The sequence below is a fragment of the Chitinophaga agri genome, from assembly GCF_010093065.1.
GTDB lineage: Bacteria > Bacteroidota > Bacteroidia > Chitinophagales > Chitinophagaceae > Chitinophaga > Chitinophaga agri.
The window spans coordinates 4925431-4938857 of record NZ_CP048113.1 but is presented as its reverse complement, the minus strand read 5'-3'; the positions used below and the strand labels follow the sequence as shown (position 1 = coordinate 4938857).

Annotated in this window: 18 protein-coding genes; 5 read left to right on the top strand and 13 right to left on the bottom strand. The window is 44.4% G+C overall.

Annotated elements, in window-relative coordinates:
• Nucleotides 1–55: 55 nt before the first annotated feature.
• Nucleotides 56–799 carry an NYN domain-containing protein gene (locus GWR21_RS19625; RefSeq protein ID WP_162333389.1) on the bottom strand — a complete coding sequence of 248 codons (744 nt, stop codon included), beginning with the start codon at nucleotides 797–799 and terminating at the stop codon, nucleotides 56–58.
• Between the two features lie 116 nt (nucleotides 800–915).
• Between GWR21_RS19625 and GWR21_RS19620 the strand changes: the two genes are divergently transcribed.
• The gene (locus tag GWR21_RS19620) at nucleotides 916–2142 is read left to right on the top strand and encodes an MFS transporter (protein ID WP_162333388.1); all 1227 of its coding nucleotides are present in this window, start codon (nucleotides 916–918) and stop codon (nucleotides 2140–2142) included.
• Nucleotides 2143–2241: 99 nt separating this feature from the next.
• On the opposite strand, the gene GWR21_RS19615 is transcribed toward GWR21_RS19620, so the two are convergent.
• Genes GWR21_RS19615 through GWR21_RS19605 form a run of 3 tightly spaced genes read right to left on the bottom strand, consistent with a single transcriptional unit; the run spans nucleotide 2242 to nucleotide 5275 of the window.
• The gene (locus GWR21_RS19615) at nucleotides 2242–3318 is read right to left on the bottom strand and encodes an iron-containing alcohol dehydrogenase family protein (RefSeq protein ID WP_162333387.1); all 1077 of its coding nucleotides are present in this window, start codon (nucleotides 3316–3318) and stop codon (nucleotides 2242–2244) included.
• A 27-nt stretch (nucleotides 3319–3345) separates the two neighbouring features.
• Nucleotides 3346–4074 (bottom strand): 3-deoxy-manno-octulosonate cytidylyltransferase, encoded by a 729-nt coding sequence (gene kdsB, locus GWR21_RS19610; protein ID WP_162333386.1) that lies wholly within the window; start codon nucleotides 4072–4074, stop codon nucleotides 3346–3348.
• Nucleotides 4075–4084: 10 nt separating this feature from the next.
• A complete protein-coding gene (locus GWR21_RS19605) occupies nucleotides 4085–5275 on the bottom strand; it encodes a DegT/DnrJ/EryC1/StrS family aminotransferase (protein ID WP_162333385.1) in 1191 nt (396 codons plus the stop codon).
• A gap of 80 nt (nucleotides 5276–5355) precedes the next feature.
• Here GWR21_RS19605 and GWR21_RS19600 point away from each other — a divergent pair, with 80 nt between their 5' ends.
• A complete protein-coding gene (locus GWR21_RS19600) occupies nucleotides 5356–5778 on the top strand; it encodes a YybH family protein (RefSeq protein ID WP_162333384.1) in 423 nt (140 codons plus the stop codon).
• A 138-nt stretch (nucleotides 5779–5916) separates the two neighbouring features.
• On the opposite strand, the gene GWR21_RS19595 is transcribed toward GWR21_RS19600, so the two are convergent.
• Nucleotides 5917–6111, bottom strand: a complete 195-nt coding sequence (locus GWR21_RS19595) for a hypothetical protein (protein ID WP_162333383.1) — start codon at nucleotides 6109–6111, stop codon at nucleotides 5917–5919.
• Nucleotides 6112–6620: 509 nt separating this feature from the next.
• Here GWR21_RS19595 and GWR21_RS19590 point away from each other — a divergent pair.
• The gene (locus tag GWR21_RS19590) at nucleotides 6621–6833 is read left to right on the top strand and encodes a general stress protein CsbD (protein ID WP_162333382.1); all 213 of its coding nucleotides are present in this window, start codon (nucleotides 6621–6623) and stop codon (nucleotides 6831–6833) included.
• Between the two features lie 80 nt (nucleotides 6834–6913).
• Here GWR21_RS19590 and GWR21_RS19585 read toward each other — a convergent pair whose 3' ends face one another.
• Both GWR21_RS19585 and GWR21_RS19580 read right to left on the bottom strand, forming a co-directional pair.
• Entirely contained in the window at nucleotides 6914–7192 is a 279-nt protein-coding gene (locus GWR21_RS19585; protein ID WP_162333381.1) for a hypothetical protein, read from the bottom strand.
• 17 nt (nucleotides 7193–7209) lie between these two features.
• Entirely contained in the window at nucleotides 7210–7977 is a 768-nt protein-coding gene (locus tag GWR21_RS19580; protein ID WP_162333380.1) for a glycoside hydrolase family 25 protein, read from the bottom strand.
• Nucleotides 7978–8098: 121 nt separating this feature from the next.
• Between GWR21_RS19580 and GWR21_RS19575 the strand changes: the two genes are divergently transcribed.
• Nucleotides 8099–9124, top strand: a complete 1026-nt coding sequence (locus GWR21_RS19575) for an SPASM domain-containing protein (protein WP_162333379.1) — start codon at nucleotides 8099–8101, stop codon at nucleotides 9122–9124.
• Between the two features lie 10 nt (nucleotides 9125–9134).
• On the opposite strand, the gene GWR21_RS19570 is transcribed toward GWR21_RS19575, so the two are convergent.
• Genes GWR21_RS19570 through GWR21_RS19560 form a run of 3 tightly spaced genes read right to left on the bottom strand, consistent with a single transcriptional unit; the run spans nucleotide 9135 to nucleotide 10213 of the window.
• Nucleotides 9135–9503 carry a hypothetical protein gene (locus GWR21_RS19570; protein WP_162333378.1) on the bottom strand — a complete coding sequence of 123 codons (369 nt, stop codon included), beginning with the start codon at nucleotides 9501–9503 and terminating at the stop codon, nucleotides 9135–9137.
• A 34-nt stretch (nucleotides 9504–9537) separates the two neighbouring features.
• Nucleotides 9538–9987, bottom strand: a complete 450-nt coding sequence (locus tag GWR21_RS19565) for a hypothetical protein (RefSeq protein ID WP_162333377.1) — start codon at nucleotides 9985–9987, stop codon at nucleotides 9538–9540.
• Between the two features lie 28 nt (nucleotides 9988–10015).
• The gene (locus GWR21_RS19560) at nucleotides 10016–10213 is read right to left on the bottom strand and encodes a YtxH domain-containing protein (protein ID WP_162333376.1); all 198 of its coding nucleotides are present in this window, start codon (nucleotides 10211–10213) and stop codon (nucleotides 10016–10018) included.
• Between the two features lie 279 nt (nucleotides 10214–10492).
• Between GWR21_RS19560 and GWR21_RS19555 the strand changes: the two genes are divergently transcribed.
• Nucleotides 10493–11527 carry an AI-2E family transporter gene (locus GWR21_RS19555; protein WP_162333375.1) on the top strand — a complete coding sequence of 345 codons (1035 nt, stop codon included), beginning with the start codon at nucleotides 10493–10495 and terminating at the stop codon, nucleotides 11525–11527.
• A 1-nt stretch (nucleotide 11528) separates the two neighbouring features.
• Here GWR21_RS19555 and nadD read toward each other — a convergent pair whose 3' ends face one another.
• Genes nadD through paaC form a run of 3 tightly spaced genes read right to left on the bottom strand, consistent with a single transcriptional unit; the run spans nucleotide 11529 to nucleotide 13415 of the window.
• Complete coding sequence (gene nadD, locus GWR21_RS19550; protein ID WP_238429897.1) at nucleotides 11529–12140, bottom strand: nicotinate (nicotinamide) nucleotide adenylyltransferase; 612 nt, start codon at nucleotides 12138–12140, stop codon at nucleotides 11529–11531.
• Between the two features lie 17 nt (nucleotides 12141–12157).
• Entirely contained in the window at nucleotides 12158–12646 is a 489-nt protein-coding gene (gene paaD / locus GWR21_RS19545) for a 1,2-phenylacetyl-CoA epoxidase subunit PaaD (protein ID WP_162333374.1), read from the bottom strand.
• Between the two features lie 13 nt (nucleotides 12647–12659).
• Complete coding sequence (paaC, locus tag GWR21_RS19540) at nucleotides 12660–13415, bottom strand: 1,2-phenylacetyl-CoA epoxidase subunit PaaC (protein WP_162333373.1); 756 nt, start codon at nucleotides 13413–13415, stop codon at nucleotides 12660–12662.
• Nucleotides 13416–13427: the final 12 nt, after the last annotated feature.

Genomic DNA, 13427 nt, shown 5'->3' with positions numbered 1-13427 from the left:
ACTTAAGATATTCAAAAGCTGTTTTACTCCATTGTAAAATGGCTTTTTTTATGTCTTATTTTACCCTGACATATACGAGTTTCCCCATCTTACGGCCGCTCTCCCTGATGTCTATTTCAAAGTCATCAAAACTCTTGATCAGCTGTAAAAGTTTGCTATATCCGTAATTACGGGCATCAAAGTCAGGCTGTTTTTTCAACAACAGGTTACCCAGTTCACCCAGGTACGCCCATCCATCTTCATCAGCAATATCATTGATGCTGGCACCCAGCATATTGACCACTTCTTTATCTGCCTTACTGATCGCTTTGTTACTTTTTTCCTTTACGGTCTTTTGTTTGACAGAGGTATCCTTCTTGTCGCTGACCAGAATTTCCAGATAGATGAATTTGTCACAGGCAGCCCGGAAGGCGCTGGGCGTCTTCTTCTCTCCCAGCCCGAATACGCGCATCCCAGCTTCTCTGAGCCGGGTGGCCAGACGGGTGAAGTCACTATCACTGGTAATGAGACAGAACCCATCTACCCGGCCTGTGTACAGGATGTCCATGGCATCTATGATCATGGCTGAGTCTGTGGCATTCTTTCCGGAAGTATAGGCATATTGCTGGATGGGTGTGATAGCATTGTCCAGCAGGACAGTCTTCCAGCCCGCCAGTGTAGGCTTGGTCCAGTCGCCATAGATACGTTTGAAGGTGGGAATACCATATTTAGCCACTTCTTCCATCATCTCTTTTACACTTGCGTGAGGAATATTATCTGCGTCGATAAGGACAGCCAGGCGGAGATCTTTGTTTTCCATACCTTTTTTATTGGGGTGATAAACAAATTTAACACCAGCTTGCTGATAAAATAACATTAGTTGTAATTTTCGCAGTAAGCTCCTGGGTATGTGTCGTTTATCTGTAACTTTGCAGTATGGATCAGTCGCCCGGAAGAGTGTATACCTTCCACTTTATCATGCTCTGCCTCAGCAATGCACTGTTTTCCGCCAGCTTTAACATGTTGCTTCCGGAATTGCCAGCTTATCTGACCCGGATGGGCGGTGAGGACTACAAAGGATATATTCTTGCGCTTTTTACCCTAATGGCGGGATTATCCCGACCATTCAGCGGGAAACTGACAGATACAATCGGGCGTGTACCCGTCATGATCTTTGGTTCAGTGGTGTGTGTAGTGTGTAGTCTGCTTTATCCGCTGGTCAGCTCTGTAGGGGCATTTTTGTTACTTCGTTTCTTTCATGGGTTTTCTACCGGCTTTAAGCCAACAGGTACGGCCGCCTATGTTTCGGATATAGTACCGGCTACCCGCCGGGCGGAAGCCATGGGTATGGTTGGCCTGTTCAGTACAATAGGGCTGGCATTAGGACCAGCCATCGGCGGTTATATCTCTACCATTTGGGATATACAGGTGATGTTCCAGGTATCCGCTGCCTTTGCATTGCTGTCGGTGGTGATCCTGGTAGGAGGCATGCGGGAGACGCTGGTAGATAAGCAGGGCTTTCGGTTATCCACTCTGAAGATCTCCAAAAGTGAACTTTTTGAACCATTGGTGCTGGCGCCTGTGATCATTACTTTCCTGACTTACCTAAGCTACGGGGCGCTGTTCACGATCATTCCTGATTTCAGTTCCCATCTGGGCATCCAGAATAAGGGCCTGTTCTTTACTTTCTTTACAGCAGCTTCCATCGGTATCCGGTTACTGGCGGGGAAGGTATCTGACAAATATGGCCGGGTACCAATTCTGAAGATCTCGTCCTTTACAATGGCGATAGCGGTATTTATACTGGCGGTAGCTCACACACCGGCAATGATGCTGACGGCGGCTATCATATATGGTATTTCTGTCGGGCTGAACTCTCCGGCTATTACCGCCTGGACCATTGATCTGGGACATCCGCAGTTCAAAGGACGGGCATTGGCCAGTATGTATATCGCCATGGAAGCAGGTATAGGCCTGGGTGCTTATCTGTCTGCGTTCATATACCACAATGACGCCCGCTTCTTTTCGCTTACCTTCTATTGCACAGCGGTGGTAACCTTACTGGCCTCTATGTATCTGTTATTCGTTTATCACAACCATAAGTTACAGCTGATGTGGCGGTTTGTACATATGAGAACCCCTATCAGAAGACTTCTTCGCTAAAATATTTTGCAAATACCGGTTATACCGGAACAGAAAAAGCCGTCGGCCTTACTGGCCGACGGCTTTTTCTGTTATTATTAAGACATTGCGATCTTGTGCTTACAGCTGCTCGTATAAAGCGCGTAAACGCTCACGGGTCATCTGTTCTTTCCAGTCTTTGCCCAGTGCATTTTCCCACAGCGGAGCCATACCCAGAGACACATCGATCATGATATTAAACTGCTCGTCGGTCAATCCTTTGGTGATACCCTGCGGAATGTCAATGTTGTGTTTCTTCACCATTTCTTTGAACTCTTTCACACCTTCCGGATAGAACTCTTCCAGTTTATCAAACACGATACAGTTACCTATGCCGTGCTTGGTTCCTAACAGGTAAGCCAGACCATAACTAACCGCATGTGCTACCCCTACCTGGGAATAAGCGATGCTCATTCCACCAGCATAGGAAGCCATCATCAGTTTCTCATCTGCATCATCATCCCATTTCTCCTTGTGCAGGAAGATCTCCTGGCACAGGCGCAGTGCTTCTTCTCCATACGACCGGCTGAAAGCGTTCAGGTAAGTACCCTGAAGGGATTCTATACAGTGAATATAGCAGTCCATCGCAGTATAGAACTGCTGATTAACCGGTACACCTCTGATTAATTCCGGATCCAGTACGATCTGGTCAAATGGTGTAAAGTCAGAGTTCATACCCAGTTTACGGGTAGGGCCGGTCAGCACACATGTGCGGCTAACTTCAGCACCAGTACCAGAAATAGTAGGGATACCTACTTTATACACACCGGCAAATTTCACGAGGTCCCAGCCCTGATAGTCAGCTGAAGATCCCGGATTGGTCATCATGAGAGATACCGCTTTCGCCATATCCATTACGGAGCCACCGCCGATACCGATGATACCGCTTACTTCACCAAATTCTGCTTTCAGGTCGTCTCTGACCTTATCTACATACTTTGTCTTTGGCTCGTCAGTAACATCGATGTAAACAATCTTGTCTTTTCCTCTCAGAGGAATACGTTTTGCAAAGGTTTCATTCCCTTCGAAAAAGTAGTCCACAAAAAATATCATGGGTGCATCACCTTTACGACGGGGAGCGAGTATTTCATCAAGCTGGTCAAACGCACCACGGCCAAACACCACATAATCAACCATTTTAAAGTTCCTGAATTTCATCTCGGTGGTTTAATATTTTAGTAAGTATTACAGTAATTTTTCCGCCTTCACCAGGTCTTCCGGAGTATCAATCTCTACGCCCATGTACTCCGTCACGACCATCTTCATTGGTATACCATTTTCCAGGTAGCGCAGGCATTCTACTTTTTCAGCAGCTTCCAGCGGACTAACAGGCATTTTGGTAAAGTCCATCAGTGTTTGTCTGCGGAATGCATAGATACCGATATGTTCGTAATAAGTAGTGGCGACATTCTTATCACGGGGATAAGGTATCACTGAACGGGAGAAGAACAGCGCATTGGATCTTTTATCAACAGCGACTTTCACATAATTAGGGTCCTGAATGGCGTTCCAGTCTTTCAGTTCCTGCATCAGTGAGGCCACCTGCACCTGCTTACCTTCTTCCCCTTCAAAAACCTGCAGTAATTTCTCCAGCGGTTCTTTTTGGGTAAAAGGCTCATCACCCTGCACGTTTACAACGATATCCACATCAATACGGTCTTCTATTGCCTCTGCGATGCGATCGGTACCACACTCGTGTTCTTTTTTGCTCATAACAGCTTTACCGCCATTATTCACAATTTCGTTGTAGATGATCTCATTATCGCAAACGACCATTACTTCATCGAACACACCAGTGTTGACTGTGCTTTCGTAAGTACGTAATATAACCGACTTTCCTCCCAGCTGCGCCATCAGTTTACCCGGAAAACGGGTAGCACCATAGCGGGCGGGAATTAAGGCTACTTTTTTCATGCTTATCTGATTATAAAGCGCTCTTTACTGCATTCACCAGTTTCTCTGCACGTTGTTTTACTTCTTCTTCGCTCCAGCCAAGGTTGATCGGTGTACAGATGCAACGGCTCATGATCGCATCAGAAGCTGGAAACTGTTTCGTTTTGTAGATCTCCATTGCCTGTTGCAAACCTGGGGCAAAACGGGTCAGTACAGTACTTTCCTTAAAGTGCGCCCAGTTACGGATGTAATGCCAGTTGTTGTCAAACCAGTAGAACGCGGCGAGACCCGCAGCTTTCATCGCAGCGGCAGCAGCTCTTGCCTGATTCTCTTCAGGCAGGAAGAAAGCCAGGAAGGTAGCACTATCACCTTCCGCGTCCGGCAAACGGCGGAAAGTTACACCAGGCACTTCAGCCAGAGCGTCTTTGAAGATCTTTTTGATATTACGCTGAATACTCAGGAAAGTATCCAGTTTACGTACCTGTGCCAGACCCACTGCAGCATGCAGTTCGGAGATACGGTAGTTATACCCAACATAAGGATGCAGGTCTGCGCCGCGGTCTACACCAAGGTGATCGTGGCCATGGTCTGCATAGGCATCACATTTTACGTAAACGTCTTTGTCGTTGGTTACCACTGCGCCACCTTCAGCACAAGTGATCGTTTTTACAAAGTCAAATGAGAAAGCGCCTGCGTGACCAATGGTGCCGAGGGCCTTTCCTTTATAGGTACCGCCAAATGACTGGCAGGCATCTTCGAGTAATATCAGGTTATGTTTATCGCAGATAGCTTTCAATGCGTCAAGGTCGGCCATTGAACCGCACATGTGAACGGGCATTACCACTTTTGTACGCGGAGTAATGGCGGCTTCTACAGCTTTCGGATCCAGCGTCAGGGTATCGTCCACATCCACAAGTACAGGTGTTGCACCAACGGAGAAAATACATTCAAAGCTGGCTACAAATGTAAATGTTGGCATGATCACCTCATCTCCTGCACCAATGCCTAATGCCGCAAAGGCGGTAGTAAGGGCGGCAGTACCGCTGGATACCAGGTGTGTATGGCCTACGTTCAGTTTTTCAGATATGGCCTGTTCAAGTTCCTTAGCTTTCCAGATGCCTTTACGGGGACCATCAAAGCCATAACGCATAAAAATGCCTGTTTCCAGTACATCATTTACTTCCTTGCGTTCTTCCGGGCCAAAAAATTCATATCCGGGCATAAGTTGTTGATTTTTGCAAAGGTAGTACAATCATATTGCCCTTCCTCGCAAAAACTGTTTATCTTTTACTAAAAATTACCATGCGTTTTTTGTTGTTCCTTATCCTGTTGGCAGCCCCATTCACAGGGGTACATGCCCAACGATCAGCGTCTGCCATCAAGGCTTTACTGCAAAAGCAGACTGACTCCTGGAACGAGGGCAATCTCGACAGTTTTATGAGCACGTACTGGCAGTCGGACTCATTGATCTTTATTGGTAAAAGGGGTCCGACCTACGGCTGGCAGGCAACCTTGGATAATTATAAGCGATCTTATCCAGACACGACAGCTATGGGAAAGCTCCATTTTGATATACTTGAGATGAAATCTGTTGCCAGCGACACATGGTTTGTGGTAGGAAAGTGGCACCTGGCGAGAAGCATTGGGGACCTGGAGGGACACTTTTCACTGCTTATCAGGAAGACCAAAGGGCAATGGAAGATCATTGCCGACCATAGTAGCTAAAAAAAGAAAACCATCCCATGAATGGGACGGCCTGCTATACACCACAACATTAAAGAAGAAGTTCTAACTAATCGTTTTATTCCTCTGTTGGGAAATTACCATTTAAAGGTTAATCAATAAATCATGGTAAATAACGATTTAGTCTTTAGTATCTTTTTTAGTATCCTGATCGCGTACCACTGCGTTTTCCTCTTCTGGTGCTTCGGAGAGGTCTCCGTGTAGTGGGCTGCGTGAATTATCTGCTTTACTTGTTTTTAACACTTCAACGGGATGCTGCTCCGGTTGGTTGTATTCTTCTGAAGACTTTTGATCTTTCTCTTTCTCACTTAGCATATGTTCCGTTTTAGAATGTTTGCGTGTCAAGTACAATTAATACTTTGCAAAGTCTGTTCCAGCTCTGAAAACCTTGCTAATTAGGGTTTCGTTGGCGCTTATGAGTAATGCATTCCACAAAACGCGCCCCAAACCGTTGGTTCCAATGGGCAGCATCCTCCACATAGGCATAGATGCCGCGTTTGGTGCAATAGATTGCAATATTCTTGATGGATAAGTTTTAGCAGCACTTTAGCACAGCTTTCGGGATGTTTTTTTTATGTGGGCAGGGGTGAAATACGCGCCAGTAGAGGAAATACGGCGTTCCTTTATTAGAAATGTTTTAACATTTACTGCCGCCGGATGGCATAGACTTTGAATATTATGTAGCCTAGCCGTGTTGATAACCATGATAGTTATACCTCAGCAATTGACAGTTACCCAAAGGCATCGCACGGATTAGAATCGAAAATTGGCAACTTGGATATCTACATATACAATTCAATAACACATATTTAAAAAACGCTACTATGAACATCCGGGGTTACCAGTGGTCGGTACTGAAGAAACTGCTAAAACAGCGTTTCAATCAACTTTCAGACGAAGATCTAGTGTTTGAAAGGGGTAAAGAACGGGAGCTGTATGTCAGACTGGAACGCAAAACGGGAAAGTCTGAGGAAGATGTTGCCCGCATAATTAAAGGTATGCAACAAGCATACTTGCAGCAGACAACATTGCTGTAAGGGATAAGTACTGAAAGTGATCAATTATGGGTTTTGTCAGGCGAAAGTGCTGGCAGTCATACACATGATTGATCACTTTTTTATTTGTAATTGTCTTGTACCTTCTCACTTTTCCGCCACATCCGGATAACGATCCAGAGATATCCTCCAAGTGATAGTATCGCCCAGCTGTAAAAGAAGATCATCCTTCCGGGCGTAGATTCTCCGGGGATTGCAAATCCTAGATACAGTCCCAGAAATACGTTTATCATCATCCAGAAAAAGAACAGAAACACGGTGCGGACTATCCTCGCGAAGTAGAATACAATCCTCATGTCAAAGGGTTCCTTTTTGTCGTATTGTGGTTCCTGTGATTCCATATCAATGCTGTTTTGTATCAGGGCAGACAAAGTTTTCGCAAAGCGAGACTATCTCCCCTGAAGACGTTAAAATCAACTGTTGTTCTGATACCATTTACCCGCCCCATGTCACTATGCTGCCAGAACAGCCAGTGCCTTTTGGTGGAAGGGCGCTCTTTCTGATAGTAATGCGCCACCCAGAGCGGATACTTATCAAACTCCTCTCCCAGATAGTCTTCATAAAAGTGCATATTCGTATAGATGATCGGCTTCACACCGTATGCCTTTTCCATTTCCTCCAGCCATATTCTTGCTGTAGATCTGATCACTGCTGGTGGCTGATTATTGTGCACCTCTATGTCCAGTACAGGCGGAAGGTCACCAGGTTCAAGCTGTACGACATTCTGGAAATTGATCACCTGTTTCAACGGATCTCTCGTGGAATAAAAGAAATGATAAGCTCCCCGTATAATGCCAGCCTTCTTAGCTTTCTGCCAGTTCTGCTTAAAGTTTGCATCCTGACGGGTAATTCCTTCCGTCGCTTTAATAAAAGCAAAGGAAATATGGATCCTGTCTACCTGCATCTGCTCCACTGCAGACCAGTTAATATTTTTCTGGAATTTTGATACATCTATGCCGTGGATAGAATAATTCACCGGCATATCAATACCAAATTCTTCGTATCGTACAAAGTTGATAGTCTCTTCTTTATCCAGCCACCAAAGCCAGCCACAGAAAGCTACACATATCAGGAATAAAAGGACGTAAATAAGACGCCGTGACTTCTTAATTCGGAGTTTTGACACTTTTTATTTATTCAGCTTTCGCATTAAATATGAAGGTTTTTCAAATTTCACAGCAAGTATAATTATTATTATACATAACCGGCATAGTTATCTTATTTTTACAAGAATAAGTGATGTTGTTATGCCAGAATTTAATCTTAACGATACCCTCAATCTGTTTTCCAAGTTCACGCCGCGCCGTGCCTGGAACGCCGGAAAGGTACTAAGCAGTTATTTCGTAAGCAAGTGGACCGGTAAGCCTGTTCAGTGGGGTTATCCTATATCCGTATCTTTCGAACCGACAACGTCATGCAATCTGAGGTGTCCTGAATGTCCAAGCGGACTGCGCGCATTTACCCGTCCTACTGGTATGTTGCAACAGGATTTTTTCAGAAAGACCATTGATGAGATCTATAAGGAGCTGTTATACCTGATCTTCTATTTCCAGGGGGAACCCTTCCTCAATCCGGGTTTTCTGGAAATGGTAAAATATGCGCATGCGAAAGGTATCTATACGGCTACCTCTACCAATGCACACTATCTTACGGAAGAAAATGCCCGAAAAACAGTAGAAAGTGGTCTTGACCGGCTGATCATTTCCATTGATGGTACGACTCAGGATGTCTACACTCAATACCGCGTAGGTGGTAATCTGGAGAAAGTTATTCAGGGAGCAAAGAATATCGTAAAATGGAAAAAAGAACTGAAGTCTAAAACGCCATTTGTCTTTTTCCAGTTCCTGGTAGTAAAACCAAATGAACATCAGATCGAGGATATTAAGAAACTGGCGAAGGAAATTGGTGTAGACGAAGTTCGTTTTAAGACAGCGCAGGTATACGACTATGAAGAAGGGAACCGACTGATTCCGACCATTGATAAATACAGCCGTTATCATCGTAATGATGATGGTACCTATACTATCAAGAACAAAATGGGTAATAGCTGCTGGCGCTTATGGCACTCTCCTGTTATCACCTGGGACGGTCTGGTTGTACCATGCTGTTTTGATAAGGACGCTCAGCATAAATTGGGCGATCTGAAGAAAGAATCTTTCAAGGAATTGTGGCACGACGATAAGTACATTAAATTCAGAACCCAGCTACAAACAGGTCGCGCCAATATCGATATTTGTGCAAATTGTAGTGAAGGAACAAAGGTTTGGGGATAACAAACCTAGATCAATCTTCTTCCTGTGCAGCCGCAGCTTTAGCTTTTTTCTTTTTGCTGCGGCTCTTCCTGAATTTATCAAACAGATTAATACCAAGCCTGACCCCTGCAAACTCGAGGGCTGTCATCAATGCATTGGTAGTGAATGATTTGAAACTTCCACTCTGCCAGGCAACCTTGGCGACACGCCCTACAATACCCATCATACCAGCGCCTTTCGCGCTTCCTGGGATCACAGAGTTTAATGCCATCTTCCCATAATTACCTTTGAAATGATCAAGCCTGTCTCCTAACTCATTTTCCAATGCGCGGGAACGTTTTTTCAGACGGTTGATTTCCTTTTGTAACAGATCGGTGTTCGTTACTTTCACCTTGGGCATGTGTAAAGGTTTATCATTAATGCTTTCAACATTGTTATAGTTGTTCGTACAATTCTTCTTCTTCCTCCTCAGACCTGTTACCTGTTTCAGCTTCTTTCACTTTTTTCTCATTGTCCCTGTCGGAATCATCCATATCCATTTCATTCAACAGCTCTTTGATAAGCAAGTTGGATAATGGCACCTGAATAAGTGGTTTCCGGAATGCGAGCAATATACCCAGCAGTACCACGAATAGACCTGCTGAGCAGGAAAATCCTAACGTAAAACTGTTGGTCATTTCACCTATCCAGAATCCCAGCACCATGCCAAGGAATACAATAACAAAAAAGAACAGCAGGAAAGCCAGTATCAGTGAGAAGAAAAGCCCTAAGGCTTTCGATAGCTTTCCTGCTGCCTGAAGCTTAATCAGGTCCAATCTGGTTTCCAGATATTCTTTGGCAACCTTACCGGTCTGATTGAAGTAATTGCTGAAATTATCTTCCATGCAAATATTTTTTGTGCAACAAGCAAGATTATGCTAACTCATTTTCCAAAGCATCCTCATATTGTTCCTTCTTTTTCTTGAACTTGTCTTTCAGCTTATCTGCCTGATATTTCAGCTTGTCTACCAGTTCATCTTTCTTGTCAGAGTTCAGGAAGTAGCCTACTGCTACACCAACTGCTGCACCTACAATGAATGATACAACTGCTTTTGAACCGTTGCTTGCCATAAAATAAAGTTTTAAAAGTGAACAAATGATTTTAACAATCGTACTGTACAGGGAACAAACATTATTCCAATAATTACATTTAAGTGAGAATAACTGTTAAAGAAAAATGATCTATTACTGATACATGATCAATAACCTGCACTGTCTAAACACTTTAGCAGCTGTAATAGTTTAGATTTCTATCAACTGGCACTATTGCTGCGAACGGTACTCTTTTTGCAGGTTAGTTATATCGATTTGCGAAACCGCTACCAAAATGGCAGAATAACCTTTAACCTCATGAGCGTAATAGACAACCAACAAATAAAACAAGTCAGCTTTCTTCTTATCATTCTCCTACTGGCATACGTGCTATTTAGAGAGTTGTATACTTTTCTCCCCGGATTTTTAGGCGCTGTTACCATGTATGTACTAAGTCGGAAATATATGTTCCGGCTGGTAGAACAACGTAACTGGAAAAAGAGCCTTGCTGCCGGTATACTTATGTTCATGTCTTTCATCATTATTCTGCTGCCTTTCGGTTTACTTATTAATATGCTAACAGACAAGATCGGCTACGCGGTATCTCATTCCCAGGAACTTGTGCAGGGACTTGAGCAATTCAATTTACGGATAAAGCAGTCCACGAATATTGATGTGATGTCGCAGGTAAAACTTGAAAAACTGCAGGAATACCTGACGGCTGTCCTCCCCACATTGCTGGGTGCAACCTTCAACACACTAACTGCCATCGCTATACTTTATTTCATTCTGTATTTTATGCTGGTAAACGGTCGTAAGATGGAAGCCTGGCTATATGAATATATTCCACTGAAAGATGAAAACGTGCTACGGCTGGGCACTGAATTTCAGAAACTTGTGGTTGCCAATGCGGTAGGTATACCAGCCATTGCCGTTATCCAGGGAATCGTCTCGCTGATAGGCTACTTTATTTTCCAGGTACCTCAACCTATGTTCTGGTTTGCAGTTACCTGCTTCACAGCTATGTTGCCGGTAGTCGGTGCGGCAGCTGTATATGTTCCGATGGGGCTTTATCTGCTAGGCACTGGCATGACCTGGCAGGGCATCGGTGTACTGGTATATGGATTTGCTGTGGTAGGTACTTCTGATAATATATTCAGGTTTGTGCTGGCTAAAAGAATAGGAGATGTACATCCTCTGATCACGGTATTCGGTGTACTTATAGGTGTGAATCTCTTTGGATTTATAGGATTGATATTCGGGCCATTGCTGATCTCTATGTTTATCCTGCTATTAGATATTTACTCTAATGAGTTCTTTACTAAAAAGCGGGAAGTGCGCATTAAACACTGATCTATTTATAGTAGTTATTCTCAGCAATATAGGCAGCCACATTATCTGGCACCATGTACCGGATAGGCTTGCCTTCCTGCACATACTGACGGATATCTGTTGAAGAAATATCAAGCATCGGCGCCTTCAGTATTTCCACATGCGCACCATATGTTTCCGTCACTTCGTGGCCAGGACGCAGATATACGCAGATAGGATAATTCTTGACGATCTGCTGATAGTTCTTCCAACGGGTGATATTTTTAAAACTATCACTCCCCATTATGATGGTAAACTCCTGGGTAGGAAATTTTTCCCCCAGATAAGTCAATGTATCTATGGTAAAAGAAGGCCTGGGCAGAGAAAATTCGATATTGCTCGCTCTTAATTTGGGTTCATCCTTAATTGCCAGCTCCACCAGATGAAAGCGGGTATGTTCATTCAATAATGACCCCGAAGGCTTTAGCGGGTTTTGTGGAGAAACCACTAACCAAACTTTATCAAGATCCGTATTGTATGCCACATAATTCGCAATAATCAGATGCCCGGTATGTATGGGATTAAAAGACCCAAAATACAAGCCTATCTTCATGCCCTGTTTTTTGAGCGTGAAAGTAGTGAATAATAAGGACATATATATATGTATCCTTATTAGAGCGGCTTGAACTGCTCAAACATCATCCCACACTGGCGGCAAACATGGAGCGCTCTGCAAAGGGCGGAGCCAAAAGGGGAACGCAGATAGGTGCTCTCACTGCCACAATGTGGGCAGTTCGCCTTCTCAAGCAGGTCAAGGCTTACATCCCCTTCATGTCTTACAGGAGCAGCGATCCCATAGTTCCGCAGTTTCTCTTTTGCTTCTTCTGACAGTCGGTTACTGTTCCAGTTCACCTCTTTGTCTACCGTGACGATAGCCGGCATCTGCAGCTCTCTTTCCACAGTATTGGTAATGTTTTCCCGGATAAGGTCAATAGCGGGGCAGGCAGAAAATGTTGGGATCATTTTAATATGCACTCCCTCCAGGTCAATCTTTACATCAGTGATCATACCCAGTTCGAGTACATTTAATACGGGAATTTCAGGGTCCATAACATGTTCCAGAGCATTGTAGACAGCCTGTAATGTGGTAATTGTTTGCATAGCCTTGTTTTTTCTACCAGGTAGCTTCCGGATCCAGCCGGAATACTTCTCCCATTTCGTTTAATAATTGTTGCAGATGCTGGGTATGCTGCCCTGTACGCCCCCCATAAACCGGAGTGGTCATTTGAGGCAAACGCAGCCCTGCTTTTTCTATAACGTGTGAAATATTTTTCAGCCATTGCTCACACAATGCCTCCTCTCCCGGGTACACTTTTTCAGCTATTAGCAGTGCCTCTCCCGCGCCGGGTTCAAATATGCCTCCTGCCAGCTGGAAGCATTGATCCAGTGCATGTTGCATTCGCTGACGACTGTCTTCTCCGGCTGTGCACAATTGTAATATCCATGCGTCTGCGTGCAGTGTATGATATTTTAATTCGCCTTTTATCTTACCGGCCAACTGTTGTAAGGGAACAAAACTACTTTGAGCAAAAGACTGGTAACGGACTGTTTCGGCATGATCGAACAGGAAATGCCGCATCAGGCTGAACTCATAGGATCCGATGGGCAGCTCCACAAAATGACAGCATTTATATTCGCCGGCTTGTCTCATAAATGCAAAGTGGTCCGGGTCTCCTCCTCCAAAATGTTCCTGCAGGATGCGATAGAGTGCCCACGCATGTCCTATTTTGTCCTGTGCCATAGAAGAGAATGCGATATCTTCTTCCATTACGGGTCCCAAACCAGTCCATTCTGAATTACGGTGACCAATGATCAGCTCATCATCTGCTATTTTAGTGAGCAGTTCGGGTAATGCTTGTTGTAATTGCATTGGGATATGGGT